The organism is Sphingobium sp. YR768 (assembly GCF_900111125.1).
Taxonomy (GTDB): domain Bacteria; phylum Pseudomonadota; class Alphaproteobacteria; order Sphingomonadales; family Sphingomonadaceae; genus Sphingobium.
On record NZ_FOGE01000046.1, the window covers coordinates 1 to 24,792 of the forward strand.

The 24,792-nt window shown below is 61.5% G+C and carries 22 protein-coding genes and 5 pseudogenes; 9 read left to right on the top strand and 18 right to left on the bottom strand.

Features of this window, described 5'->3' with window-relative positions:
* The first annotated feature begins 261 nt into the window (after positions 1-261).
* The 3 pseudogenes from BMX92_RS25015 to BMX92_RS25030 form a co-directional block, all read left to right on the top strand.
* Positions 262-1,484 (top strand): annotated as a pseudogene (locus BMX92_RS25015) (IS256-like element ISSpwi2 family transposase).
* Positions 1,485-1,526: 42 nt separating this feature from the next.
* Positions 1,527-2,015: pseudogene (locus BMX92_RS25020) on the top strand (transposase); the annotation flags it as partial.
* Between the two features lie 831 nt (positions 2,016-2,846).
* Positions 2,847-3,032, top strand: a pseudogene (locus BMX92_RS25030) (transposase); the annotation flags it as partial.
* Positions 3,033-3,118: 86 nt separating this feature from the next.
* Here BMX92_RS25030 and BMX92_RS25035 read toward each other — a convergent pair.
* The 6 genes from BMX92_RS25035 to styA form a co-directional block, all read right to left on the bottom strand.
* Positions 3,119-4,615 (bottom strand): aldehyde dehydrogenase family protein, encoded by a 1,497-nt coding sequence (locus tag BMX92_RS25035; protein ID WP_093021915.1) that lies wholly within the window; start codon positions 4,613-4,615, stop codon positions 3,119-3,121.
* Positions 4,616-4,674: 59 nt separating this feature from the next.
* Entirely contained in the window at positions 4,675-6,090 is a 1,416-nt protein-coding gene (gene paaK, locus BMX92_RS25040; protein ID WP_093021918.1) for a phenylacetate--CoA ligase PaaK, read from the bottom strand.
* Positions 6,091-6,422: 332 nt separating this feature from the next.
* Complete coding sequence (locus BMX92_RS25045; protein WP_093021921.1) at positions 6,423-7,082, bottom strand: OmpW/AlkL family protein; 660 nt, start codon at positions 7,080-7,082, stop codon at positions 6,423-6,425.
* A 64-nt stretch (positions 7,083-7,146) separates the two neighbouring features.
* Positions 7,147-7,692 carry a styrene-oxide isomerase StyC gene (gene styC / locus BMX92_RS25050; protein ID WP_256213615.1) on the bottom strand — a complete coding sequence of 182 codons (546 nt, stop codon included), beginning with the start codon at positions 7,690-7,692 and terminating at the stop codon, positions 7,147-7,149.
* A gap of 46 nt (positions 7,693-7,738) precedes the next feature.
* Positions 7,739-8,242, bottom strand: a complete 504-nt coding sequence (locus BMX92_RS25055) for a flavin reductase family protein (protein ID WP_177185256.1) — start codon at positions 8,240-8,242, stop codon at positions 7,739-7,741.
* 66 nt (positions 8,243-8,308) lie between these two features.
* Positions 8,309-9,580 (bottom strand): styrene monooxygenase subunit StyA, encoded by a 1,272-nt coding sequence (gene styA / locus BMX92_RS25060; protein WP_093021927.1) that lies wholly within the window; start codon positions 9,578-9,580, stop codon positions 8,309-8,311.
* A gap of 99 nt (positions 9,581-9,679) precedes the next feature.
* Between styA and BMX92_RS25065 the strand changes: the two genes are divergently transcribed.
* On the top strand, positions 9,680-10,585 hold the full coding sequence (locus BMX92_RS25065) for a LysR family transcriptional regulator (RefSeq protein WP_143066903.1): 906 nt from the start codon (positions 9,680-9,682) through the stop codon (positions 10,583-10,585).
* Between the two features lie 168 nt (positions 10,586-10,753).
* On the opposite strand, the gene BMX92_RS25070 is transcribed toward BMX92_RS25065, so the two are convergent.
* The 10 genes from BMX92_RS25070 to paaI all read right to left on the bottom strand — a co-directional run bounded on the left by BMX92_RS25070 (position 10,754) and on the right by paaI (position 18,967).
* Positions 10,754-11,344, bottom strand: a complete 591-nt coding sequence (locus BMX92_RS25070; RefSeq protein WP_093021933.1) for an NUDIX hydrolase — start codon at positions 11,342-11,344, stop codon at positions 10,754-10,756.
* Positions 11,345-12,127: an enoyl-CoA hydratase-related protein gene (locus tag BMX92_RS25075; RefSeq protein WP_093021936.1), complete on the bottom strand. Its 783-nt coding sequence runs from the start codon at positions 12,125-12,127 to the stop codon at positions 11,345-11,347. It lies immediately after the preceding gene.
* The gene (locus tag BMX92_RS25080; protein ID WP_256213616.1) at positions 12,124-13,569 is read right to left on the bottom strand and encodes a 3-hydroxyacyl-CoA dehydrogenase NAD-binding domain-containing protein; all 1,446 of its coding nucleotides are present in this window, start codon (positions 13,567-13,569) and stop codon (positions 12,124-12,126) included. The genes BMX92_RS25075 and BMX92_RS25080 overlap by 4 nt, the downstream gene beginning before the upstream one ends.
* A gap of 8 nt (positions 13,570-13,577) precedes the next feature.
* Positions 13,578-14,660: a 1,2-phenylacetyl-CoA epoxidase subunit PaaE gene (gene paaE, locus BMX92_RS25085; protein ID WP_093021942.1), complete on the bottom strand. Its 1,083-nt coding sequence runs from the start codon at positions 14,658-14,660 to the stop codon at positions 13,578-13,580.
* Between the two features lie 13 nt (positions 14,661-14,673).
* Positions 14,674-15,171 (bottom strand): 1,2-phenylacetyl-CoA epoxidase subunit PaaD, encoded by a 498-nt coding sequence (gene paaD, locus BMX92_RS25090; protein ID WP_093021945.1) that lies wholly within the window; start codon positions 15,169-15,171, stop codon positions 14,674-14,676.
* Between the two features lie 5 nt (positions 15,172-15,176).
* Entirely contained in the window at positions 15,177-15,941 is a 765-nt protein-coding gene (paaC, locus tag BMX92_RS25095) for a 1,2-phenylacetyl-CoA epoxidase subunit PaaC (RefSeq protein WP_093021948.1), read from the bottom strand.
* Positions 15,941-16,225, bottom strand: a complete 285-nt coding sequence (gene paaB / locus BMX92_RS25100) for a 1,2-phenylacetyl-CoA epoxidase subunit PaaB (protein WP_093021976.1) — start codon at positions 16,223-16,225, stop codon at positions 15,941-15,943. Before paaB ends, paaC begins: the two co-directional genes overlap by 1 nt.
* 28 nt (positions 16,226-16,253) lie before the next feature.
* The gene (paaA, locus tag BMX92_RS25105; RefSeq protein WP_093021951.1) at positions 16,254-17,249 is read right to left on the bottom strand and encodes a 1,2-phenylacetyl-CoA epoxidase subunit PaaA; all 996 of its coding nucleotides are present in this window, start codon (positions 17,247-17,249) and stop codon (positions 16,254-16,256) included.
* 73 nt (positions 17,250-17,322) lie between these two features.
* Positions 17,323-18,525 (bottom strand): 3-oxoadipyl-CoA thiolase, encoded by a 1,203-nt coding sequence (gene pcaF / locus BMX92_RS25110; protein ID WP_093021954.1) that lies wholly within the window; start codon positions 18,523-18,525, stop codon positions 17,323-17,325.
* Positions 18,518-18,967, bottom strand: coding sequence for a hydroxyphenylacetyl-CoA thioesterase PaaI (gene paaI, locus BMX92_RS25115; RefSeq protein ID WP_093021957.1), 450 nt, complete (start codon positions 18,965-18,967; stop codon positions 18,518-18,520). The genes pcaF and paaI overlap by 8 nt, the downstream gene beginning before the upstream one ends.
* Before the next feature lie 80 nt (positions 18,968-19,047).
* On the opposite strand from paaI, the gene paaG reads away from it, so the two are divergent.
* The 4 genes from paaG (at position 19,048) to BMX92_RS25135 (ending at position 22,880) form a co-directional block, all read left to right on the top strand.
* Positions 19,048-19,839 (top strand): 2-(1,2-epoxy-1,2-dihydrophenyl)acetyl-CoA isomerase PaaG, encoded by a 792-nt coding sequence (paaG, locus tag BMX92_RS25120; RefSeq protein ID WP_093021960.1) that lies wholly within the window; start codon positions 19,048-19,050, stop codon positions 19,837-19,839.
* Between the two features lie 18 nt (positions 19,840-19,857).
* A complete protein-coding gene (gene paaZ / locus BMX92_RS25125) occupies positions 19,858-21,873 on the top strand; it encodes a phenylacetic acid degradation bifunctional protein PaaZ (protein WP_093021963.1) in 2,016 nt (671 codons plus the stop codon).
* 11 nt (positions 21,874-21,884) lie between these two features.
* Positions 21,885-22,193, top strand: a complete 309-nt coding sequence (locus BMX92_RS25130) for an EthD family reductase (protein WP_093021966.1) — start codon at positions 21,885-21,887, stop codon at positions 22,191-22,193.
* 87 nt (positions 22,194-22,280) lie between these two features.
* Complete coding sequence (locus BMX92_RS25135) at positions 22,281-22,880, top strand: TetR/AcrR family transcriptional regulator (RefSeq protein ID WP_093021969.1); 600 nt, start codon at positions 22,281-22,283, stop codon at positions 22,878-22,880.
* Between the two features lie 229 nt (positions 22,881-23,109).
* On the opposite strand, the pseudogene BMX92_RS27590 reads toward BMX92_RS25135, so the two are convergent.
* Positions 23,110-23,265 (bottom strand): annotated as a pseudogene (locus BMX92_RS27590) (IS630 family transposase); the annotation flags it as partial.
* Positions 23,266-23,326: 61 nt separating this feature from the next.
* Positions 23,327-23,746 (bottom strand): hypothetical protein, encoded by a 420-nt coding sequence (locus tag BMX92_RS25140; protein WP_177185258.1) that lies wholly within the window; start codon positions 23,744-23,746, stop codon positions 23,327-23,329.
* On the opposite strand from BMX92_RS25140, the pseudogene BMX92_RS25145 reads away from it, so the two are divergent.
* Positions 23,737-23,970 (top strand): annotated as a pseudogene (locus BMX92_RS25145) (IS110 family transposase); the annotation flags it as partial. The gene BMX92_RS25140 and the pseudogene BMX92_RS25145 overlap by 10 nt on opposite strands.
* Between the last annotated feature and the right edge of the window lie 822 nt (positions 23,971-24,792).

A 24,792-nucleotide genomic window follows, 5' to 3' on the forward strand; every position in this document is an offset into this window, starting at 1 on the left:
CCTGCATGACGCCCCATATTGGCAAGGCAAGGAACCCGGCAGACGATCCACTTAACCGTTGCCGATCCCTGTTCAGACAAACCCGGCCACCTCTGTAGGCCAAGGCGGCACTACTGGTCGCGATGATTGGCCCGCCATTCGATCTCTTCGGGTTAGGTGGGTGTAATGCACTGGCGCTTTGGGCGGCTCGACGACGATGCGAGCAAAGTGTGTCATCGCGTCCTGCGGCAGTGATACCGTGGGTAAAAAGGGAGTCCCACTATGTCTCGACGCAAAGAGCCTGCCATACCGAATGAGCTTCTCGATCAGCTTTTGGCGGGCGGCGCTGCCAGCGCCGCCTTCGAGCAGGGCGGTCTGCTCGATTCGCTGACGAAGGCGCTGACAGAGCGTGCCCTGAATACGGAGATGGATCACCACCTCGCTGGCGAAGACGGCGCCGGTAACAGCGCAACGGCTACGGTCGGAAGACGGTGATGACCGACACCGGCAAGTTGGCGATCGACGTGCCGCGCGACCGCCAGTCGAGCTTCGACCCACAGTTGATCGCCAAGTATCAACGCCGCTTTCCTGGCTTCGACGACAAGATCGTGTCGATGTACGCGCGCGGCATGAGCACCCGTGAGATCACCAGGCATCTGCACGACCTTTACGGCATAGACGTCTCACCCGATCTGATCAGCACGGTGACCTACGCCGTGCTCGATGAGGTCGCCACTTGGCAGCAGCGGCCGCTCGATCCGGTTTACCCGCTGGTCTTCTTCGACGCGATCCGGGTCAAGATCCGCGACGAGGGCATGGTGCGCAACAAGGCGATCCACATTGCGCTGGGCGTCCGCGCCGACGGCGCAAAGGAGGTGCTCGGCCTGTGGCTCGAGCAGAACGAGGGTGCCAAGTTCTGGCTGCGGGTGATGAACGAGCTTCGCAACCGTGGCGTCGAAGACATCCTGCTGGCCGTCGTTGACGGCCTGAAGGGCTTTCCCGATGCGATCACCGCAGTGTTCCCTGAGGCGATCGTCCAGACCTGCATCGTTCACCTGCTGCGCAACTCGATGGACTTCGTCTCCTGGAAGGACCGCAAGAACCTCGCCAGCGCGCTCAAGGAGATTTACCGTGCCACCGACGCGGATGCCGCCGAAAAGGCGCTGACGGCATTTGAGGCCGGCCCTTGGGGGCAGCGCTATCCCGCCATCGGTCAGAGCTGGCGGCGCGCCTGGGGCGAGGTGATCCCGTTTTTTGCGTTCCCCGACGAGGTCCGCCGGATCATCTACACCACGAACGCGATCGAAGCTTTGAACTCGAAGCTCAGGCGGGCTGTCAGGGCCAGGGGACACTTCCCCAGCGACGAGGCCGCCACCGAGCTGCTCTATCTCATCTTGAATCGGTCGGAGAAAGAGTGGAAGATGCCACCACGTGAGTGGACCATGGCGAAGGCACAATTTGCCGTCATCTTCGGCGAACGTTTCATCAGAGCCATGGCGGCCTGATGATCAACCGCCCGCCCGCACACGGAAATCCTGACACTCCCGTTCGATCATCCTGCCCATCAGATCGCACCGCAGGAGATGGTCGATGCCGTGCGTATCGCCGGCGAACGCATCCGCCGTATCGAGAAGGCGATCGAGGAATTCCTGCCGAGTTGGTCTCTTGAACGGCTCGTCCGCTCTCTGCAGGCGTTGCGCGGCGTTGACCTCGTCGTTGCCGTGACCTTCGCCGCGGAAGTGGGCCATATCACGCGTTTCGAAAGTCCACGCCAGCTTATGGGCTATCTCGGCCTGGTGCCCAGCGAGCGATCGACCGGCGCAACCGTAAAGCGAGGTGGCATCACCAAGGCCGGTAACAGCCGCGTGCGCCATATGCTCGTTGAGAGCGCTTGGACATATCGTCACCCACCGCGGATCGGCGTGAAAAAACTCTGCATCCATGAGCAGGTCTCGCCAGCAGTGCGCGAGATCGCCTGGAAAGCACAGTCGCGGCTGACATCCCGATATCGCAAGCTAAGCGCTCGAGGTAAGCGGGGTCTGACGCTTTCAATTACCCACAAGTGTTGCGGCTGACGTTAGCACCGATTTTGATGTCCATCTGGCGAGACCATCCTCTCCAGATGACGATGTTGCCAGGCGGCGGATCATGAGCTCGCGCAAGATGGCCTCCGAGCCGGGCGATTTGGATTCTCGCCACGCTTACGGAGCACCAGCTCTGGCAGCTTAAGGATAGCGTTCGCCTTGAACGCTTGGATACGTCCCTGCCGGGGCGTGGACAGAGTCATTCCGTTGATGGGGTTGCACTGCTGGGCACCGCATGAGATTTAACGAGATCGGGTAGCACTGCGACGGTAGTGCAGCCCGGTGACCGAGGGAACGTCGCCGTTGTCCGGCGTGGCACATTGGTGCCGTCTTCACAGAGTGGTGCCGTTCCTTTGGAGCTCTCCAGTCCCGAATGCGGGACCGTGGTTGGGATTATCATCCCGCCGGATGTGAGGTTAGCAGGCAGGCCCTGCAGGAAGAGAGCTCACCTCGGATCACAAATATGAAAACCGTTGACGGAGGAATCATCATGTGAGGCCGAACACATGGATGCACCCGACCGGTGCTCATCGCTGCACAAAAGCTCTTGCGCCGCAGGGGTCGTCCACACAGGACCTACAACGGCCGCATCATTGCACAGCTACGCTGGTGCAGGGGCCGTCCACGCCATCACGTCAGACGCTAAAAATTAGGATAGAGTTTCTAAAAGTCAAATATCGTAGATCGAACGCGATCTCCCGCAAAATAGATATCAATTATTCTATTTTTAGCTGAACAGGACTTTGATCACGCCTTAGCAGGCTGTTGAAGAAGTAGGTGGCGTGGGATCACTCGACGTTTTCCAAGAACCGTGACCGGTTGCTGGCGGGCGAGATCGCGGCGAGATTTCTAACCGCGATCCTGGAGCGCCCTCGCGTGCGTCGATTGCTATCGAGTGATCATTTCAGCGTCGATGGCACGCTGATCGAGGCCTGGGCATCTATGAAGAGCTTCCGGCCGCGCAATGACGACGGTTCACTTCACGGCGAAATATGCTACCGTCATGGCGACGAAATCCCTTTCATCGCCAAAAAATGGACTTCTTCAACGGCCTGTTAGTGTGCAATGCACACCGATTTCAATTCGGTATAGGCGTCGAGCCAATCGATCCCAAAATCCCGGCCGATGCCGGACTGTTTGAACCCTCCGAATGGCATGTTGGGGTCGATATAAACGTGCGAGTTTACCCAAACCGTACCTGCCTCAATGCGGGAGATAAGCGTCATTGCAGACCCCAGATCACGGGTCCAAAGGCTCGCGCCCAGGCCGAGCGAAGAGTCGTTGGCGCGCGCCACCGCCTCCTCGGCATCAGCTACCTTGGTGATGCCCAAGACCGGCCCAAACACCTCTTCCCGGGTCAGCTTCAGATTATCGCCGGGCTCAAGGACGAGCGTCGGCTGAATGAAATAGCCTTCTTCCGGCACGGCAGCCCCCGAAACTATGTTCGCGCCTTGTGCCTTCGCATCGTCCAGGTAGCTTAGAACCTTGGCCTGGTGCGCAGCGGAGACGAGCGGATTGACCTGCGCTGCGGGATCGAGCCCCGCCCCGACCGTCATTCCGTTGATCGCTGCCGTCAATGCGCCGACGAGATCGTCGTAGAGCGGCGCTTCGACATACACCCGGGATGCGGCAGCACAGACCTGGCCACCATTGAGGAAGCCGCCGGCCATAAGACCCGGAATCACGGTCGCGAGATCGGCGTCCTTCAGCACGATCGCCGGATTCTTGCCCCCGAGCTCGAGCGTGACGCGGGTCATATTGCTAATAGCGGTCTGTCCGATCGCCTTGCCCGTCGCCGTAGATCCGGTGAAACTAATTTTCGCAATGAGCGGATGGTTGGTCAACGCCACGCCGGCGACGGCGCCTCCGCCTGTGACGACGTTGAACACCCCTGCCGGAACACCCGCCTCAATCGCGGTCTGTGCCAGAAGCAGCGCTGTCAGGGGAGTGACTTCCGAAGGCTTGAGTACGACGCTGCAACCGGTTGCGAGCGCTGGCATTACCTTCCACAACGCGATCAGAATCGGAAAATTCCAAGGCGCAATGCCGGCGACGACGCCGATCGCTTCGCGTCGCGTGTAGGTGGTCCAATGTTGCGGCCCTCCCGGGAGCGAAGTGTCGAATGTCCGGCCGCTGATCTTGGTCGAGAGCCCCGCGACGTAGCGCATCCATTCGGAAGAAGCGCCGACCTCGAACATGCGCGAGATCGCAATCGATTTGCCCTGCTCGAGTGTTTCGAGCTGAGCGAAGGTCTCGCCTTTTTCGAGCACGAGATCGGCGAATTTGAGGAGAATCCGTTCGCGATCTGCGGGGCGCATATGGCGCCAGCGCCCATCGCGGAACGCTGCGTCAGCCGAGCGAACCGCGCGGTCGACGTCACCTGCCGTCGCGTCGACCGCGTCGGCGATGACCCGACCCGACGAGGGATCGTAAACCGGAAGGGTTGCCGATCCCTCGCTGGCGACGCGATCGCCATCGATGAAGATGGCCGGGTCCAGGCTGAGAAATTCAGATACCTTCGGCTCGATCGTAAAAGGGCCATCATACGCCATGCGTCGTCTCCTGATTGTCTGTTATGCGCCTTGCGCGCGAGATCGACCGAAACAGCCGTTCAGCAATGCGTAGCGTCGGCCATTTCCTTGGGACGCATATCGCGCACGCGCACGGCCTTGCCGGACGACCGCTCGACCGAGCCTGGCGCGCAAAGCTGCACGGTCGCGCTGATCCCAATCGTCGTCTTGATGTAGCCGGCAAGCCGCTTGGCTGCTGCGGAGTGGTCGGCCTGGGGAAGGTCGGCTTGCGCTTCCACCATGATGGTGACTTCGTCCATCCGATGCGGACGCTTTATCTCCATCTGATAATGCGGTGTCAGCCCTTCGCAGCGCAGCAGTTGCTCCTCGATCTGCGTTGGGAATACATTCACGCCGCGGATGATGAGCATGTCGTCGGAACGGCCGGTGATCCGGCCGATGCGTCGGAACGGCGAACTCGTTCCCGGCAGCAGGCATGTCAGGTCGCGGGTACGATATCGGATAACGGGCATCGCCTGCTTGGTCAGCGAGGTAAATACCAACTCCCCATAGCTGCCATCAGGGAGCACCTCGCCCGTGGCTGGATCGATGACTTCCGCGAGAAAATGGTCTTCCCAAATCGTCGGGCCATTCTGGTCAGACGCATATTCGGACGCCACCCCCGGTCCCATCACTTCGGACAGGCCGTAAATGTCGACAGCTCTAATGCCGAAAGCGGACTCGATCTCGGCACGCATGGCGTTCGTCCAGGGCTCGGCGCCGAACACGCCGATCTTCAGCGACGTTGACCGCGGATCGATCCCCTTGCGCCGAAATTCGTCAAGGATCGTGAGCATGTAGCTCGGGGTCACCATGATAATGTCGGGCTCGAAGTCGAGAATGAGCTGCACTTGCTTCTCGGTCTGACCGCCGGACATAGGGATGACGGTGTATCCTGATGTCTCGGCGCCGAAATGCGCACCAAGGCCGCCGGTGAATAGGCCGTAGCCATAGGCGATATGAACCTTCATGCCCGGCCGACCGCCTGCGACGTGAAGGGAGCGGCTGATAAGGTTCGCCCAATGGTCAAGGTCGGAGCGGGTGTAACCAACCACCGTCGGCTGACCCGTCGTTCCCGACGAGGCATGGATCCGCGCAATTTCACTCATGGGGACACTGAAGAAACCAAACGGATAATTAGCTCGCAGGTCGGCTTTTGTCGTGAACGGGAAGCGCGCCAAGTCCGAGAGGCTGACCAGGTCATTCGGGGTAACGCCCAGCGCATCGAATGCTTCTCGGTAATGCGTGCTGTGGGCGTAGACGTGCTCAAGGGTGGAGCGAAGGCGTTGAAGCTGCAAATCGGCCAGCGTAGTACCTTGCAGGTCCAAACCGGAAAATCCGCTAAATGCGTCGTTCGTGTCAGTCGTCGCCACCGTCTTCTCCTCGCCGTCGAGATGGTCAGCCGTCTGCTCGGAGGCCAATGCGTCCGGCTCAGGTTTCCAAGCTCGATCTTCCATTCAAATTCGTCACCGACACGCCGATGAGTCGCGGAACCGGACTATCAAGAAAGTATGATTGACCGTCCGGTCGGTCAATATCTTTTACATTGGATTGGGCGATTGCGCTGCGACCCCACACGCCACGCAATAAAGCGCGACAGAAATCGACCTTGCTCCCAATTGAACCTTCCGGAAGCCTTCGGCTGGTAGAAACTCGAGATGGCCGACGTCGTCGTTCGCAGCAGGGCCGCTGGGCGTCGTGAGATCGCCTCGCCTGTGGCAACGCGGGCAGCCGATTGCCAGCTTATGGAAGTCGCCTGCAACCGCATGTGCCATTGCTATCACCGTCCTCAGAAGTGGAAGCTGATCCCGCCAGTTACGATGAGCGGGTTTATGTCGATCTTGGCGCTGGCGGGCGCCGGCCCGACATTGCCGCGAGCGGTCGTATCGAGAATGATCTTCTTCGCGTCGACGAAGAGGCCGATCCGATCGTTGATCATCGTCTCAGCGCCGCCTTGGAAGGTGACACCGACCGGGCTCTTGACCTTGAGGTTCTGGACAGCGCCGTCTTTGTTGTTGAGGACGATCGTGTAATTCACACCCAGACCGACATAGGGGCGGAAAGCAGGTCCAAACGCCGTTACATGATACTGAACTGCCGCTACGGCCGGACCGTAGGTGACTTTGCCTAGGGTCAATCCAGCGAGAGGCCCCGTCCCCTTCAAGGTCGCGGTGGGTGGGGCGCCTACCGTCAGCGACACTGAGATGTTGGGGGTGAAGTAATAGCCGGCCTCGATCTCGGCAGTGAAATTGTTCTTGGCGGTGACACTCGCGTCCGGCACTTCCTGGCCGCCAAGGCTGATTTTTGCGCTTTCGTCATAGATGACGCCGGCGGGTCCAGCGCGCACGAACCAGCGCTTGAAAGGCGCGGGATCGCCATCGGCCGCGAATGCCGGTCCGGCGAGCGCGACGCATCCAACGGCGCCGAGCAGAAACTGATATGCCTTCATGATCTATCCTCCCTTGACGACGTGCACACCGCACGTTCTTGTCTGTCGAATTGAATGCGTGGGTTCAGCGACGTGCCTCTTTGAGGGCTTGCACGCCGATCGCGAACAGCGCGATCATGACGAGGACACCGAACAAGTAGGCGGGTGCCAGCGCGAGGAAGCTGAAGATGTTCGCCTCACCGAACTTGTTGGCGGTGAAGTTGAGGCCGCGGTTCGGCGCGAAATTACCGAAGAAATAAAAACCGGTGTTCGACCAGCCGTCCAGGACGACGATCAAGCCCCAGATACGCGCCCACTTCGGCGAGAAGGACAACAGGGGAAGACAGAACGCGACCGCGATGACCATGAGACCGTTCATCACAGGACCGGTGTGGGCACGGGCCCATCCCTCGGCGGTTCCGGGCAACTGGAAGCTCCAGTCGACTCCGGGGAAAATCGGAATCAGGCCGCCGATGAGGAACATCCACAGGCCCAGGCCACCGACCAGCGCCGCGAAGATCATCAGGATGCCGTTGCCGAGCATCATCTTGCGGAGCGCCATGCGTGCCGCATCGTCCGAGATCGGCTCCCGTGCCCGGTCCGCCGACACACCTTCCGCCAAAGTCGCCATTCAATCCTCTCCTCAGTTCTATTTTCTTGCCGTTGCGATGATGCTTTCAGGCCGCGGCAGCCGACATCGGCAGCACATGGAAGCGGCCGTCATGAAAAATGAGCGGCGGGTTTTCGGCGAAGTAAGCGCTCTCGATGACGCCGAAGAAAACGGCGTGCGTGCCCGCCTCGACCATATTGTCCACGCGGCATTCGAGGGCTGCCAGCGCGCTTCCCAAGATCGGTAGATCGTGGAGATCGCCAGCGATCCAGTCTCCATGCTCGAAGCGATCCTCGCCCTGGAGACCTCCTCGGCCGGCGAAGACTTCGGCAACGGGCTTGTGATGCTCGGCCAGAAGGTTGATCGCGAAGAGGCCCTTTTCCTGGATCATCTTGCACGTGCCGGTCGCGGTGTTGACGCACGCCAGGATCGTTGGAGGTCCCGCTGACACCGAGCAGACGGCTGTTGCAGTCACGCCCCGGCGATTGCCCGTTGAGCCCGTCGAGACAATGCTCACACCTGCGGCCAATCTCGACAAGGCGCGCCTAAAGATTTCGTCAGAGACGGACATGCTTACCTCCATGTTCAGGGAGCGGGCGACCGGGGTCCAAGGACCGGTACCGGTCGCCCGTCGACGTTATTCCGCCGCGGCGAGCGCCTGCTCGTCATTGGCGGCCGATGGCGCCAGACGGCTGCCGATCCAGTCATTCACGCGCTCGTCGCTCGAGAAGCAGTCCCACTGCTTCTCAGGGAAGTTGAAGTTCTCGGTGAACTCGTCGGCCAGCTTCGGATTCTGGCTGAGTGCGCCGATGAACTGCACGAGCTCGGGCTTGAGCGAGGGCAGATTGGTCAGCATGTAGTTCGTCCAGCGTGTCGCGCTCATCACCCGGTCGCGGCGCCGAGCATCGACCTTTTCGATGAAGCGTTCGTCGAGTACATGATTGGCCACGATTTCTTCGCCGAGGATGATCGCCGCGTACGACGCCATGTTGGCGCCCTGACCCAGCACCGGATCGACCACCGCCTGCACGTCGCCGAGCGCGATCGCCAGCCGTCCATTGGGCAGGCGCGCATAGCTGTTGCGGACCGTTGGGGTAACACCACCCTGCATGATGTCGAGCGAGCTGTTCGCGAGATCGAACTCGTCTTCGTTGATGCGCGCAGCGCAGGCCGGATAATGCTTCTTCAGCTTCTCGAGAAGCAGCGCGATGAACGCCTTGGGATCATCATCATACTTCGTCTTGGCGAGGATCTCGAGGTCGCCGCCGATGTGGTTCTCCATGACAAGCGCGGTGCACATGCCATTGAAGCTGAGCGTCGGGATCTCGATCATCTCGCCCTGCCCCAGCGCGAAGTTCATCACGACGGCGCGGGTCTCGGGCTCGGCGATGCCCTTGAACAGGCCGCAGCACAGCGCCCGCTGCGGACGATCGAACGGCGAATATTCCGGATCGTGCGTGAACATCTGGCCGAACGGCCCCTTGCCCGTGCAGACCACGAGCAGATCGAACTTGTTGGAGATGTCCTCGATGTCCTCATGCGCGATGAGGCCAAATTCGATCGTGCCGCCGCGGGCGGCGAAATCTTCCATCAGCTTGGGCTGATAGATGCGGTAATCGATCGCCCGGCTCGGCTTTTCAAGCGAGCCATAAAATTCAAGCGGTTCGGGCGTGCCGACCCAGTAGTAGTGGCCATAATAGCCGTCGTTGGGCCAGTGATTGACACCCAGCTTGTCTTCGCGCGCGATCGTCACATGGTGGTGCGCGACAGTGTTGAGGAGACGCATGCCCGCATATTCGTCAGGTCGGCGATCGGTGAATATCGTAGTTTCGATGCCGTTTTCGAGCAGGTGCAGGCCGAGCTGCAGACCCGCGGTGCCAGCGCCGACAATTCCGACTTTCTTGGTCATGCGATAATCCTCTCCATTAAATCCTCTCAGCCTATTTACCGACCGCGCGGTCAGGCGTAAATGCCGTAGATCAGCTATGATCTATTCCGAGTGGAATATATGACCGACCGTATCGAAGCCTACGCCGCGTTTGCGCGAATGATGGAATTGGGAAGCTTCTCGGCCGTTGGTCGTCAGCTCGGAATTTCCCAATCGACGGTTAGCAAACACATTGCCGCCCTTGAGTCCGACTTCGGCGCGCAGCTCTTTCTGCGAACGACCCGTCGGATCAGCCCGACGGCCGAGGCCTTCCGGGTCTATGAGCATGTGCAACGGATGCTCGACGCTTTGGAGTCCGCCCGTGCCGCAGTTCGGGGTCAGCAACCCGAAGCGACTGGGTTATTGCGGGTGGCGCTCCCTGTTTCGCTCGGACAATCGTTGATAGTTCCTCTCCTTCCGCATTTCCTCGAACTGAATCCAATGATGACGATCGAGGCTGTTCTGATCGACGGCGTCCGCGACCTTGTCGCAGAGGGCTTCGAGTTGGCGATCGTCACAGCCAGCCCGAGCGAGGGATCGACGATAACACGAACGCTGCGCGTGTTCGAATGGGTCGTCGTCGCCTCGCCTACATATCTGTCAGTCCACACCAAGCCTGAAGAGGCGATCGATCTCGAGAAACATGATGTGATTCGCTCCAACGGCGCCGACGACACGCCGCTCAATTTCGAATCGGAAAATGGCAGGCAGGCCATCCGTATCAATGGCCGCCTCAGCACCAACAGCGACTCGGCAGCCTATGATTTGGCCCGCAACGGCTGCGGCATCGCAATTGTCCCTGGATGGCTCGCGGAGGCAGACATCGCCTCTGGGCGGATCGTCTCTCTTTTGCCGGATCATTATCTGCCGACGATACCAGTGAGCTATATCTATCCGCAGACGCGGTTTCTGTCGCGCAGAGCTCGCAGCTTCATCGACTTCCTGGTCGCGCGGATCGGCCAGGCGCAACGTGAAACGACCTCATGAACGCGCTCGCCAGCCCTATTGCGCCTGAAACGGTGCCGCCGTCCGCCGATAGCCCGAGCCTTCGCGCAGGATGAAGTACTTCTCGCCAGCCTTGGCCTCGATGACGGGCGTCACAGTCACGGCGGGCCGATCGACAGCCGCTTGCAGCGCGCCTTTAACAGTGGCTGTCTAGGAGAGGAGCTCGAGGTTTGCAAGCGTCGGAAAATAGAGGTGTCGCGAGCCGGTTAGTGCTTCCTCGACCCCAATCGCCGGCTCTGTCCAATTCAGGTCGGTGATTTCTACGCCGTCCGATGCCCCGTCCTGCTCGGGCGGCGCGGTCGTGATGTAGAAACGGGTATCGAAGCGGCGGGGCACGCCGTCGGGCATAATCCAGTGCACGAAGGGGATGAGCCTGCTGAGATCGAGATACAGTCCACTGGCGCTCAGGCCGTCGAAGAATGACATGCCGTGCCAGGTGTGCCGGCCTGTCGTCACGCCGGACTGCGGGTCGACGGCGACCAGGATTTGAGTTTCCTCGAAGGTCTCGCGACAGGCGGCGATGCGCGCGGCGCGCTCGGGGCGTGACAAAGTGTCGGCACCGATCAGTCGGGGCAGCCAGGCATCGTCCGCGTCGTCCGGCTCAACGACGCCACCAGGGAAAACGTAGGATGAAGCGAAGGACGCCCTAGCGTGGCGGCGGACCATCAGCACCTCGAGCGGCTCGCCGCGCACCAGGATCAGACTGGCCGCATTGCGCAGCGGACGAACCGAATCGACCATCTACGACCCGGTCCAGTTCGCCGATCGCTTGTCGAGGAAAGCGGCAACCCCTTCCCGCTTGTCGTCGCTTCCGAAAAGCGCTGAGAAAGCCTGCCGCTCAAAACCGAGGTGGGCCGCATGCGGCAGATCGAACGTCGCGTTGATCGACGCTTTCGCCTGCCGCATCGCCAGCGGCGCCCGCGCTGCAATGCGCTCGGCCATCTCGACAGCCGCGGATCGTGCGGCTCCGGTCGCGACCACCAACGCGACAAGACCGAGTGCCTCCGCTTCGTCGGCGCTGATCGGGTCGCCGAGCAGCACCATCCGCATCGCCGCGGTCCGACCGACGAGCCTCGACAATGTCGCCGTTCCGCCCGCGCCGGGCATGATGCCGAGGTTGGTCTCGGGCTGACCAAACCGTGCATCGCGGCCCGCCACGCTCAAATCGCAGCACATGAGCAGTTCATTACCGGCCCCGAGGCACCATCCTTCCACGGCGGCGACCAAAGGCTTCTGAAACCCGCGAATCCGGCGCCAGAAGGCGGGGCGTACGTCGGAAAGCGCGCCCGCGACCTGTCGTTCCACCATCTCGTTAATGTCGGCACCGGCCGCGAAGATCTTGTCCGAGCCCGTCACGATCACGCAGCGCACGGCGTCATCCCGTGCGGCGTGATCGAGCGCGTCAGCTAAGGCCGCGAGCAACGGCGTCGCAAGTGCGTTGCGCTTATCCGGCCGGTTGAGTTGCAGGACCAGCACGCCGGTCGCGGCTGTCTCCGATAGCAGCAAGGGCAGTTCAGCGCTCATCGCGCAGCGACCTTCAAATAGACCGACGGCTCATACATGGCATCGTCGGTTTCCGTAGCGATATTGGCGAGAACCTCCGCGACACGGTCCCGACCGAAATCCTGTGCCCACGCAAATAGACCGAAAGGATAATTGGCGCCGAACCGCATAGCAGCATCAATACCGCCCTCGTCGGCGACATCGTCCAGCGCCGCGTCTGCCGCTGCGTTCACCAGCATAGCGATCGTGCGCAGGATGATGAGACCGGGTCGATCCTCAATACGGAAGACGGTGCGGTCAACCGCGTTCGCTAGCGCAACCGCCGCCGCGCTCGCGCTGTCGCTGGAGGCGGAAAATCCAAGTGCTGCGCCTGCATCGGCGGTGAACCAGTCGAACAAAGCCACGTCACGGCCGGCGCTTGCCGCTTCGCTGGCGGCGCTCCTGCCGTTGCTGAACCCGACCAGTGCATCGCCCACTCCGACTAGCCCTCGAGGCGCTCGACCATGCAAGCCGTCCAGCAGCCGAGCGAATGCCGCACGACCCTCGCGAACGATGGGCAGGCCGGACGGATCGGCCACCTTTGTAGGCGCCGGCGCTTCTGCCGGCGCGGCGCTTTCCGCGTAGCAATAGACGCCGCCCTTGGTTTTGCGCCCCAGCCGGCCCGCGTCGACCAGTGCCGCCTGACCCCGCTGCGGCGTGAAGCGGGTCCGGCCTTCATAGGCGTCGAAGATCGAGCGTGCGACGGAGTAGTTCACATCCTGGCCGATGAGATCGGTCAACTCCAACGGTCCCATCCGGAAGCCAGCCGACGAGCGGAAAAGATGATCGATCAGCTCGGCCGAGGCGACCTTCTCCTCGAGTGCCAGAAACGCTTCAGCGTAGAAGGGGCGCGCGACCCGATTGACGATGAACCCCGCGACATCGGCGACGGGCACTGCAACCTTGCCCCAGGCGCTTGCGGTGGCGACTACGGCGGCTGACACATCGGTCGACGTACGTCTGCCCGCCACCACCTCCACCAGTTTCATGACCGGTGCAGGGTTAAAGAAATGCATGCCCACGAACCGCTCGGGACGGCGGAGGCCGTCCGCCAGGCGGGAGATCGGTAGCGATGACGTGTTCGTCGCGATGACCGCATCATCGGCGACAATCCCTTCCAGCGCGGCGAACAGCTCGGCCTTGATGTCCTCGCGCTCGATGATCGCCTCGACTGTCAGCTCGACCTCAGACATATCCTCCAAGCGGTCTGTCCAGCGAATCCGCGACGCCACTGCCGCCGCATCGGCAGCGTCGAGCTTCTTCCTGGCAACCAGCGACGCCAGCGCATCCGCCACGCGCTTCCCGCCTGCCTCCAGTGCGGCGTGGTTCGTGTCATACACGACGACTGAAGCGCCTGCCTGCGCGGCAACCTGCGCGATACCAGATCCCATGGCGCCCGCACCACAGACCGCGACCGTCTTCATGGTCCGGCTCATGCGTCGTAGCTCACAACGACATCGTCAGTCGTCGGAGTCGCCTGGCAAGTCAGCACATAACCCTGCGCCACCTCTTCGGGGGTTAGACCGTAATTGAGCCGCATGTCGACCGACCCCGAGATGACCTTAGCGCGGCACGTCGCACAAACGCCGCCCTTACAGGCATAGGGCGCTGCCGCGCCGGCTGCCCGGACACTGTCCAGGATGTTGCCCTTTTCGGAATCGAAAGTGATCGTCAGCTTGCGACCGTCAAGCACGACGCCCATGCGACGGCCCGCCGCCGCCTGCGCCTTTGCCATCGCCTCCGCGTCGAGTTTCCCGCCCGAGCCGGCGCTTGTGAAGCGTTCGAGCAGGATTTTCTCGGCCGGGACGGCACGTGCCAGAAGTGCCTGTTCGACCGCCTCCATCATTCCTTCCGGGCCGCAGGCGAAGAAGAGGTCGACCGACGCCGGATCGATGAGCCTATCGAGGATTTCATCGCACTTGGCGCGATCGAGCCGGCCGTTGAAGAGGGCGATGTCCTCTTCCTCCATCGTCAGGAAATGGTAGACCTCGAGCCGACCCATGAACCGGTTCTTGAGCGCCGCGAGCTCCTCGAGGAAGAGGACCTGAGCACTCATCCGGTTGCCGTAGAACAGCGTGAACCGGCTCTCCGGTTCGCTCGCGAGCGCCGTCTTGATCAGCGAAAGGACGGGCGTGATGCCCGACCCCGCCGCGAATGCCGCGTAGGCTCTCGCGCTGGCGTTCGTGAACCGCGCCGTGAAATGGCCGGACGCCGGCAACACCATCAATTCGTCGCCGACCCGGAGCGTCTCGTTGGCGTAGGTGGAAAATGCGCCGCCCGCGAGCATCTTGACGGCCACCCGCAGTTCGCCGTCGAGCGGCGATGAGCATACCGAGTAATTACGGCGGACGTCTTCGCTGTCGAGTTCGGTTCGCAGGGTCAGATATTGACCCGGCTCGAACGCGAACTTGTCGCGCAGGCTATCGGGCACCTCGAAGCGAATCGAGACCGCGTCGAGCGTCTCGCGCTTCACTTCGGCAACACGAAGCGCATGGAATTCGGTTTTGCTCGTCATCTTGATCCATCACCTAGATGCATTTGAAGCGGTCGAACGGCTCGCTGCAGTCCTGGCACTTCCAGAGTGCTTTGCAGGGCGTGGAGCCGAAGCGGCTGATCTCAACGGTGTTCGAGGAATTGCACTGCGGGCATACCGCCGGTCCTTCTTCCTTGAGGGATCCGCGACCATCGCCGCGCTCGGGTGGCGCGATACCGTAGGCGCGAAGCTTCGCGCGACCTTCGTCCGAAATCCAGTCCGTCGTCCAGGGCGGCGACAGGATCGAGCGGATCTGCACGTCGCCAAGGCCCGCATCGTCAAGCGCAGTACGCACCATCGCATGGATCGCGATCGTTGCAGGGCATCCGGTATAGGTCGGCGTGATCAGTATCTCGCCGGCGCCGTCGGACGTGACCCGTACATCCCGCACGACGCCGAGATCGAGAAGCGTGATGGCCGGAATCTCAGGATCCGGCACATCCGCGATCGCTGCCCAGATACGGTCAGCACGATCGATGACCATCGCGTTCATGGCGGTTACCAGCTTGCGCCAGGATAGGCGCGCTGCAGGAATTGCATCTCCGACAGCATGTGACCAAGGTGTTCGCTGTGGCGCCCCGTACGGCCGCCGACCACACCGCGGACCGGCGGCGGGATTTGCAGCGTCGCGTCGGATAAGACCGTGCCGATAATGCGGTCCCATGGCGCGCGCAGAGCGTTGCGATCGACCATCAGGCCAGCCGTGAGGAGTTCGGCTTCGGCCGGATCAACCGCGAACAGCTCATCGACGAAGCGCCAATTCCAGGCGAGGCCGTCCTTCGCCCGATTATGGCTTTCCTCGGTCCCGTCGCCGAGCCGCACGACCCAATCCGCCGCGAGACGCTCATGGTAGGAAACCTCCTTGACCGCCTTGGCGGCGATCTCCGCAAGGCGGCTGTCCGCGCTCTTTGCCAGACTCTCGAAGAGCAGCCGTTGATATGCGGAGAACAGCAGTTGCCGCACGATCGTGCGGCCGAAATCGCCGTTCGGCTGTTCTACCAGCAGACAGTTCCGGAAGTCGTAGACGTCGCGCCTGAACGCGAGCGCATCGCCATTGCGGCCCTGTCCTTCGAGCTCGCCCGCATAGTTCAAGAACAAGGTCGCTTGCCCGATCAGGTCAAGCCCGAGATTGGCGAGGCTGAGATCGAGTTCAAGCGTGGGGGCATGACCACACCATTCGCCGATTCGTTGGCCCAAAACCAACGCGTCATCACCGAGCGCGATGATGGAGGCGACGCGCGCCTGCAGGTGCTGATCCGACATCAGATATGCTTGATATTGTCGGGCACGACATAGAATGTCGGGTGCCGATAGACCTTGTCCTCGGCAGGCTCAAAGAGCGATGCCGCTTCTCCCGGATCAGACGCGGTGATCGCGTCCGACGGCACAACCCAGAGGCTCACGCCTTCGAGGCGCCGGGTATAGACGTCGCGGGCGCCCTCGATGGCCATGCGGGCGTCGGCAGCATGAACGCTGCCGACGTGCCGATGCGAAAGACCGTTTTTGGCTCGGACGAACACTTCCCAGAGCGGCAATTCCCGGCTCATCTCTTCATCTTCCTCGATTGAACTGACTTCAGGCAGCGACGCGGGCGGTGCGCTTGTCGGCATGGGCCATGGCTGCATCGCGGACCCATGCGCCGTTGTCCCAAGCCTCACGCCGCGCCGTCAGGCGCTCGTGGGCCATCGGCCCCTCGCCGCTCACGACCGCGAAGAACTCGTCCCAGTCGGGGGTGCCGAAATCATACCCGCCCTTCTCCTCGTTCCAGCGGAGATCCGGATCGGGGATCTTGAGACCCAGCGCCTCGGCCTGCGGCACCGTGATGTCGACGAACTTCTGGCGAAGTTCGTCATTGGTGTCGCGCTTGATGCGCCAGCGCATCGACTGCGCGGAGTTGGGCGATTGGTCGTCCGGCGGACCGAACATCATTAGCGAGGGCCACCACCAGCGATCGAGCGCGTCCTGCGCCATCGCCTTCTGTTCGGGCGTGCCGGCGGCCAGAACCATGACGGCTTCATAGCCCTGCCGCTGGTGGAAGCTCTCTTCCTTGCACACCCTGACCATGGCGCGTGCATATGGGCCGTAGGAGGTGCGCTGCAGGGGCACTTGGTTCATGATGGCCGCGCCATCAACCAGCCAGCCGATCGTGCCCATGTCCGCCCATGTGAGCGTCGGATAGTTGAAGATCGTCGAATATTTCGCTTTGCCGGCGAGCAGCGCCTGCGTCATCTGGTCGCGTGACACGCCCAGCGTCTCTGCCGCACAATAAAGGTAAAGGCCGTGCCCGGCCTCATCTTGCACCTTGGCGAGCAGAATGGCCTTGCGGCGCAGCGTCGGCGCACGACCGATCCAGTTGCCCTCCGGCAGCATGCCGACGATCTCGCTATGCGCATGCTGCGAGATCTGACGGATCAGCGTCTTGCGGTATGCTTCAGGCATCCAGTCCTTGGGCTCGACGAATTCATCGGCAGCAACGCGGGCTTCGAACGCGGCGAGACGCGCGGGATCCTCGACAACGACCGGTACGGGACGATCGCCGAGAGACGCGGTTTTGACCTCCTGAACGTACATGCTCGATCCTTCCTAATGATGCAGCCGCTATATCATTGTCCGACCGACCGGTCAATGATATAGCGGCGTGACTTCAGACGCGTTCGATAATGGTGGCGATACCCTGCCCCACGCCGATGCACATCGTGCAAAGAGCATAGCGCTTCCCTATCCGATGAAGCTCTTCAGTTGCCGTGAGGATCAGGCGAGCGCCGGACATGCCGAGCGGATGCCCGAGTGCAATCGCGCCGCCATTGGGATTGATGAAATCTGCGTCGTCGGGAAGACCAAGATCGCGCAGCACGGCGAGACCCTGCGACGCAAACGCCTCATTGAGCTCGATAAGATCGATGTCCGCCAGCGTTAGGCCAGCTTTCGCCAGCACAGCGCGCGTCGCGGGCGCCGGTCCGAAACCCATGATGCGGGGAGCGACCCCCACCACGGCGGTCGCTACGATCCTGGCGCGAGGGGTCAGTCCATGGACCCGCGCACCCTCTTCCGAGGCGATGAGCAATGCGGCGGCGCCGTCGTTGACACCCGAGGCGTTGCCGGCAGTGACCGTACCATCGGGACGTACAATCGGCTTCAGCTTCGCCAGTGCCTCGATCGACGTCGAGCGAGGATGCTCATCCTGCGCCACGATGATGGGCTCCCCTTTGCGCTGGGGTATCGTCACCGGGACGATCTCCGCGTCGAAACGGCCGTCCTGCTGTGCGCGAGCCGCGCGCGCCTGACTGCGCACGGCGAACGCATCCTGATCAGCCCGCGAAATCTGGAAATCCTGTGCGACGTTCTCAGCCGTCTCTGGCATCGAGTCGATCCCGAACTCCGCCTTCAGCGTCTTGTTGACGAACCGCCACCCGATCGTCGTGTCGTAAATCTCGGCGGCGCGGGCGAAGGCGCTCGCGGCTTTCGGCATGACGAACGGTGCGCGGGTCATGCTTTCGACGCCGCCGGCCAAGAAGAGATGCGCCTCGCCTGCTTTAATCGCCCGAGCGCCGGTGCTGACCGCATCCATGCCGGAGCCGCACAAGCGATTGAGGGTGGTCCCAGGCACGGCCTCGCCGAGCCCAGCAAGGAGAACTGCCATCCGCGCCACGTCGCGATTGTCCTCCCCCGACTGATTCGCGCAGCCGAGGACGGTATCATCGACTCGCGTCCAATCCACATGCGGGTTGCGCTCCTTGAGCGCCCGAATCGGTATCGCGGCGAGGTCATCGGCGCGTACGTCGGCCAACGCTCCGCCATAGCGGCCGATCGGGGTGCGAACCGCGTCGCAGATAAACGCTTCAGCCATCGTCAGTCACTCCTTCTAGTTCTGGTAAAGCAGGCCTGCCCAACGAGCGGGAAATGCCCTGAAAAATCGCGACAGCGCGTCCGTCGGCGCTTGTAAGACGAACGTCGTAGACGCCACTGCGGCCAGCGATTGCCGACTCTGAGGCTTCTGCGAGGATGGTCTCGCCAGCAGCCCCTGGCGCCAAAAAGGTAATCGAAGCTGCCTGCGCCACGGTCATCACATTGTGACTGTTGCACGCGTAGGCGAACGTGGTGTCGGCCAGCAGAAAGAGCATGCCGCCATGAGCATTGCCGTGCCCATTGAGCATGACATCGGTGAGGATCATCGACGCCCGCGCCCACCCGGGACCGACGCCCTCGAGAACAATGTCCAAAAGCTTGGTCGGCCCCTCTCCCTGGCGAAGGGCCTGGGTGACCTTGAGAGAAACCTCATCCTTCTTCATAAACCCACCGCTCTATTAATTGACCGTCCGGTCGATCTGCCTTAGAAGCCAAGACAAGAGATCGCAAGGAGAGAGACAGCGTGGCCTATGAAAGCATCAAGTTCGAAGTTGCGGACGGGGTCGCTCGGCTGACGCTGAACAGGCCGGATCGCCTGAACAGTTTTACCGTCGCCATGCACGGAGAAGTGGCCGATGCTCTGGGTCAAATCGAGGCCGATCCGACCGTCCGCACGCTGTTGCTGACGGGCGCCGGAAGGGGATTTTGCGCGGGCCAGGATCTTTCCGACCGGGCTGTGGCACCGGGTTCCGCGCCGGTCGATCTCGGCGAATCGGTCGAACGCTTCTATAATCCGCTGGTTCGGCGCCTCGTCGCACTGCCCATGCCTGTCGTATGCGCTGTCAACGGCGTGGCCGCCGGCGCCGGTGCCAATCTCGCACTTGCCTGCGACATCGTGATCGCGGCCAAATCGGCGAAGTTCATCCAGTCATTCGCCAGGATCGGCCTCATCCCCGACAGCGGCGGAAGCTGGGTGCTGCCGCGACTGGTCGGCCAGGCGCGTGCGCTCGGGATGGCGCTGACAGCAGAGCCCATCAGCGCCGAGATCGCCGCGCAGTGGGGCTTGATCTGGAAGGCGGTCGATGATGACGCGCTCGCCGCCACCGCCGACGCGTTGGTTTCCCAATTCGCCAGCGCACCGACCGCAGGCCTCGCCGCAACGAAGAAATTGATCCGGGAGAGCTGGCTCAGCAGCCTCGATGCCGAACTCGATCTCCAGCGCGACACAATGCGCCGCCTTGGCGCCACGCACGATTACCAGGAAGGCGTGGCTGCTTTCCTCGCCAAACGCCAGCCGGCCTTTCTCGGCCGCTGAACAGCAACGGAGAGTGTGATGAAACCCCTGAAACTGATGAATTACGTGACGGGCACCTGGTATGGCGCGGCGCAGAATCTGGAACCTGTCGCCTCCGCGGTCACGGGTGAAGCTGTCGCTGAGCTCGGCTCCCACGGCATCGACTTCGCGGCGATGGCGGCCCACGCCCGGGCCGTTGGCGGTCCGGCGCTGCGAGCGATGACGTTTCACGAACGCGCCAAGATGCTCAAGGGACTCGCCGAGGCAATCATGGCGCGCAAGGAGGAACTCTACGCGCTCTCCCTGCATACGGGTGCAACACGCGGCGATAGTTGGATCGACATCGAAGGCGGTGCCGGTACGTTGTTCGCTTATGCCTCCAAGGGGCGGCGCGAACTCCCCAACGACGTCATCCTTCTTGATGGCGCGGTCGAGGGACTGTCGAAGCGCGGCACCTTCGTCGGCCAGCACGTCTTTACTTCCCTGCAGGGGGTCGCGATCCACATCAACGCCTTCAATTTCCCATGCTGGGGTATGCTCGAGAAGCTCGGGCCGACGTTTCTCGCCGGCGTCCCCGCCATCGTCAAACCAGCCTCGTCCACGTCCTACGTGACCGAGGCTTGCGTTCGGATCATGTTGGAAACCGGCTTGCTCCCCGAAGGCGCACTGCAGTTCATCGTGGGCTCGGTGGGCGACCTGCTCGAGCATTTGACCTGCCAGGATGTCGTGTCCTTTACCGGTTCGGCAGCGACCGCGCAGAAGCTTCAGAACCACCCGGTCATTGCGCGAGAGAGCGTGCGCTTCGTCGCGGAACGCGACAGTCTTAACGCAACCGTTCTGGGTCCGGATTGCACCACGGAGACGCCCGAGTTCGAGATATTCGTCAAGGAAGTGGTCCGCGAAATGACCACGAAGGCCGGTCAGAAGTGTACGGCTATCCGGCGTACTTTCGTCCCGGCCGCGCTGATCGACGACGTCGAACACGCCATCTCAGCCCGCTTGGCGAAGGTGGTTGTCGGTGATCCGGCCGTCGAGGGGACTACGATGGGTTCGCTCGCAAGCGAGCGCCAACTGCGCGACGTCCGCGCGGCCATTGCGGAGCTCGCCACGGAAGCGCGCATCGTATTTGGCGATCCGAATACATCCCCGGTCGAGGGCGGCGCGTTCATGTCTCCGGTCCTGCTGCGTTGCGACGCGCCGTGGGATGCGTCGATCGTCCATGACAGGGAGGCGTTCGGCCCCGTGTCAACGCTCATGCCTTATGCCGACCTCGAAGACGCGATCCGCCTCTGCAACCGCGGACAGGGCTCGCTCGTGATGTCGCTGTTCACCTACGACACCGAAGTCGCGAGCGCCGTCGTAATGGGCGCAGGTGCCTATCACGGCCGCGTGCTGATCGCAGACCGTGACTGTGCCCGGGAATCCACTGGGCATGGTTCGCCTTTGCCTGGGCTTGTCCATGGCGGCCCAGGCCGCGCCGGTGGTGGCGAGGAGATGGGCGGGATCCGCGGCGTGCATCATTATATGCAGCGCACCGCGCTCCAGGGCAGTCCGCGGATGCTGTCGGCGATCGGTCACCGGTGGATTAGCGGCACAGCGCGCGAGAGCGATGCGCCGCATCCCTTCCGCCTAGGCTTCAATTCCCTCGAGATCGGGAAGTCGATCACGACCAAGTCGCGAACGATCACGCTCGAAGATATCGAGCATTTCGCGGAGTTCACCGGGGACACCTTCTATGCGCACATGGACGAGGAGGCGGCGGCCGCAAACCCGTTCTTCCCGGGGCGTGTCGCGCATGGATATCTGATCCTGTCGTTCGCGGCGGGGCTATTCGTCGACCCCGCACCGGGTCCCGTGCTCGCCAACACCGGGCTCGACACCTTGCGGTTCATCAAGCCCGTTTCTCCGGGCGATACCATAGCCGTCCAACTGACAGCAAAGGCAAAGAGTCGGCGCAACGAGGAATATGGTGAAGTCCGCTGGGATGCGCTCGTGACGAACCAGGACGATGAGCCAGTCGCGACTTACGAACTCCTCACAATGAACGCCAATTGAAGGGACTGCTCATGTCGACCAAATTGCTGATCCTCTACGCACAGCCCGACGATGAAGATGCATTTCTGACGCGCTATAATGATGTTCACATGCCACTGGCACGCACGATCCCAGGGCTTGAAAGGGCCGTGGTCAATCGGGTGGATGCAAATTTGATAAGCGGGGCTTCACCATATTTCATCATCACGGAGCTGCATTTCGCCGACAAGGCGGCATTCGATCTGGCCATGGCATCGCCCGAAAATCGCGCTGCCGGCAAGGATGCGATGAGCTTCGCCAAGGGCAAATTCACCTTGCTGGCGGTCACGCCGGAAAGCTGATGGCTCCATCGACAGCACCATGTCCATGGAACTGCCGGTTGTAATCGCCTAACGCTGCATTTGTTTTCACAGGGATGCACTCACGCGATGGCACGGACGCAGGCAGCAGATTTCGAAAAGCGGCGCGAAGCAATTATGGCGACGGCCGCCAGGCTGTACGCGCGCCGTGGCTTTCTCGGAGCATCGGTGTCGGAGATTGCTGCTGCCTGCAAGACATCCAAGTCACTTATCTATCATTATTACCCATCGAAAGAAGACATTCTGTTCGATGTCATGGATTCGCACGTCCAGAGCTTGGTGAAGGCGGCACGGGAAATCGAAGCGGGACCCGCGTCGGCAGAGGATCGGATCCGAGCCATCGCTGTTGCCTTGATGAACCTCTACGCCGGCGCGGAGCCGAACCAGAAAGTGCTCCTGAATGAGCTTGGCAACTTACCCGATGAGCGCCGCAGCATGATTGTCGAACATCAGCGCCAGCTTCTCGATATCATGGACAGGCTGCTCCTGGAGGCGCGGCCTGATCTCGCGAACGACAAGCCTCATCGTCGGGCGTTGACGATGATGTTTTTTGGAATGCTCAACTTTACGCATACCTGGCTCAATCAGAGCGGCCCTATATCGGGTTCCGAGATCGCCATGATGGCTGCCAACATCTTTATCGCTGGGCTTCGTATGGAGATAGAGTAGTCGAATCTGTTGTTGTCTCGGCACGTGAGGATTCACGACTGAGCGGTGCATGTCCTGCCTGCAGGACTGCCAAAGACGATGACTGCGAGCACGATCGCTCCGCTGATCGAACTGGCTGCGCGTGGCGCTGGTTTGCGTTCCTGCCGCCCTTTGCGGTCGCCAACATTATTGCGGAGGGCCCTTGTCCCAGTTCTTTCCGACTTCGTCTATCAGCTAGAGCAAAATCCGATCATTCTGGTTCATACCCGGCGGCAGAGAAGTAGTTGGCGCATTCCATTGGGGTGAAGCGTGGCAGGGCGTCGCGGATCGCATCCCACAGGTCGGCAACAGTTCGTGCGGCAGCCTTACGCAGGATAGCCTTGAGTTTGGAAAAGGCCATTTCGATCGTGTGTTCATGATGACTCTCCAGTGCAGATTCCTGTGTAAGCGAGGTCTGACGCTTTCAATTACCCACAAGTGTTGCGGCTGACGTTAGCACCGATTTTGATGTCCATCAGGCGAGACCATCCTCTCCAGATGACGATGTTGCCAGGCGGCGGATCATGAGCTCGCGCAAGATGGCCTCCGAGCCGGGCGATTTGGATTAGATAGTCGGAAAGGGTTCTGCCTGGCGGTTCATTCTTTCGGGAAGCTGCGAGGCGGTCGATCAGGGTAATTTCGACATCGGTCAGGACCAGCCGAGGCGATGCGTCAGGAGCGGCGCGATTGATCATGGTCATCCAAAACATGCGCCATGACAGAATGCAGAATATGGCGATCAGATTGGCGAGGCGTTCGGCGGTCCGCAGCCGCGCATCCTCGGCTCGGCAGCCAGATTTGAGTATCTTGTGGAAGAGTTCGATCTTCCAACGCTGAGCATATCTCACGGCGTGGTGACAGCCATCTGCGCAGCCTGCTTTACGAAGCGGCGACCGTGATTCTCACACGCGCACATGCCGACAGCGAATTACGCCGCTGGGGCCTAAAGCTCAGGGAGAAGATCGGCTTCAAGCGCGCCGCGACTGCGGTGGCCCCCAAGCTGTCGGTCATAATGCATACCATGCTGAAGTCTGGCGAACTTTTCGATCGGTCACCGGTAGTAGCTGCCTGATCGAACTGAAAAGGAAACAGCCTTTATCCTGCTCGAGATCGCGTCGTCAGTTTGGCGCGCGAGACGTCCCTGCCGGGGCGTGGACAGGATCATTCCGTTTCACGTCTTGCAATTGCTCCTCGCGAGCAGATTGCGGTGAACTCATTGGAAGATCCCGGCCCGCGAATTTCCATCCTGCGGCGACATGTCTCGACCGCGCAAACGACCCTGCACCCGGCATACTCTCGCCGAAATCTTGAGCATTCGCTTAAATATGATGGCGGGCCTCAGCCACGCAACGACCACCTATGCCTTGAGGGCTTGACTCATGAGGTGCGATTAAACGACGACGTGGAAATAAGGAACCGGGAGCAAGGGCAAGGATCGCTTCAAGTCGTCGGTTCAGCCGCGCGTCACCCAAATTGGAATCGACCGTTTCCTTTTCCACGCCGCTATGTTCCATCCCGGCACCTCACCTTCCGAAGGTGCCGGAGAATGAATCATGGGTGATTCCAGCCAGGCAACGGGCACGCGGCAGGCGGAATCACGCACGCGACCACTGGTGGGTAGAGCAAGCTTCACCGGATGCATACGGAACGCGCATCGCGTCACCCCGCGAACGCCTTCGAAACATATCTCGTTTCGCGCTGGGAGAAAGGCTGTCGCAATGCCACTCAGTTCTATCGCGAGGTGTGCGGGCTCGGCTATCGTGGCGAAGCGCGCAGCTTTCGTCGCTGGATCAAGGCTCGGTTACGCGATGGCCTGTCGCCGCCTACAGCGCCATCCATCAGACACCCGCGCTGGAAAGCACCATCCTCGCGACAGGCGGTTAGGCTTCTCACC

Coding starts and splice junctions, on each gene's coding strand:
- BMX92_RS25045 (WP_093021921.1), bottom strand. CDS start 7,082: ATGAAGGCATATCAGTTTCTGCTCGGCGCCGTTGGATGCGTCGCGCTC.
- paaC (WP_093021948.1), bottom strand. CDS start 15,941: ATGTCGGATCAGCACCTGCAGGCGCGCGTCGCCTCCATCATCGCGCTC.
- paaA (WP_093021951.1), bottom strand. CDS start 17,249: ATGTACGTTCAGGAGGTCAAAACCGCGTCTCTCGGCGATCGTCCCGTA.
- BMX92_RS25075 (WP_093021936.1), bottom strand. CDS start 12,127: ATGAGCGCTGAACTGCCCTTGCTGCTATCGGAGACAGCCGCGACCGGC.
- paaB (WP_093021976.1), bottom strand. CDS start 16,225: ATGAGCCGGGAATTGCCGCTCTGGGAAGTGTTCGTCCGAGCCAAAAAC.
- styC (WP_256213615.1), bottom strand. CDS start 7,692: ATGGCGACTTTGGCGGAAGGTGTGTCGGCGGACCGGGCACGGGAGCCG.
- BMX92_RS25130 (WP_093021966.1), top strand. CDS start 21,885: ATGTCGACCAAATTGCTGATCCTCTACGCACAGCCCGACGATGAAGAT.
- paaI (WP_093021957.1), bottom strand. CDS start 18,967: ATGAAGAAGGATGAGGTTTCTCTCAAGGTCACCCAGGCCCTTCGCCAG.
- styA (WP_093021927.1), bottom strand. CDS start 9,580: ATGACCAAGAAAGTCGGAATTGTCGGCGCTGGCACCGCGGGTCTGCAG.
- paaK (WP_093021918.1), bottom strand. CDS start 6,090: ATGGAAGATCGAGCTTGGAAACCTGAGCCGGACGCATTGGCCTCCGAG.
- BMX92_RS25065 (WP_143066903.1), top strand. CDS start 9,680: ATGACCGACCGTATCGAAGCCTACGCCGCGTTTGCGCGAATGATGGAA.
- paaD (WP_093021945.1), bottom strand. CDS start 15,171: ATGAACGCGATGGTCATCGATCGTGCTGACCGTATCTGGGCAGCGATC.
- pcaF (WP_093021954.1), bottom strand. CDS start 18,525: ATGGCTGAAGCGTTTATCTGCGACGCGGTTCGCACCCCGATCGGCCGC.
- BMX92_RS25055 (WP_177185256.1), bottom strand. CDS start 8,242: ATGTCCGTCTCTGACGAAATCTTTAGGCGCGCCTTGTCGAGATTGGCC.
- paaE (WP_093021942.1), bottom strand. CDS start 14,660: ATGACGAGCAAAACCGAATTCCATGCGCTTCGTGTTGCCGAAGTGAAG.
- BMX92_RS25080 (WP_256213616.1), bottom strand. CDS start 13,569: ATGAAGACGGTCGCGGTCTGTGGTGCGGGCGCCATGGGATCTGGTATC.
- paaZ (WP_093021963.1), top strand. CDS start 19,858: ATGAAACCCCTGAAACTGATGAATTACGTGACGGGCACCTGGTATGGC.
- BMX92_RS25135 (WP_093021969.1), top strand. CDS start 22,281: ATGGCACGGACGCAGGCAGCAGATTTCGAAAAGCGGCGCGAAGCAATT.
- BMX92_RS25035 (WP_093021915.1), bottom strand. CDS start 4,615: ATGGCGTATGATGGCCCTTTTACGATCGAGCCGAAGGTATCTGAATTT.
- BMX92_RS25070 (WP_093021933.1), bottom strand. CDS start 11,344: ATGGTCGATTCGGTTCGTCCGCTGCGCAATGCGGCCAGTCTGATCCTG.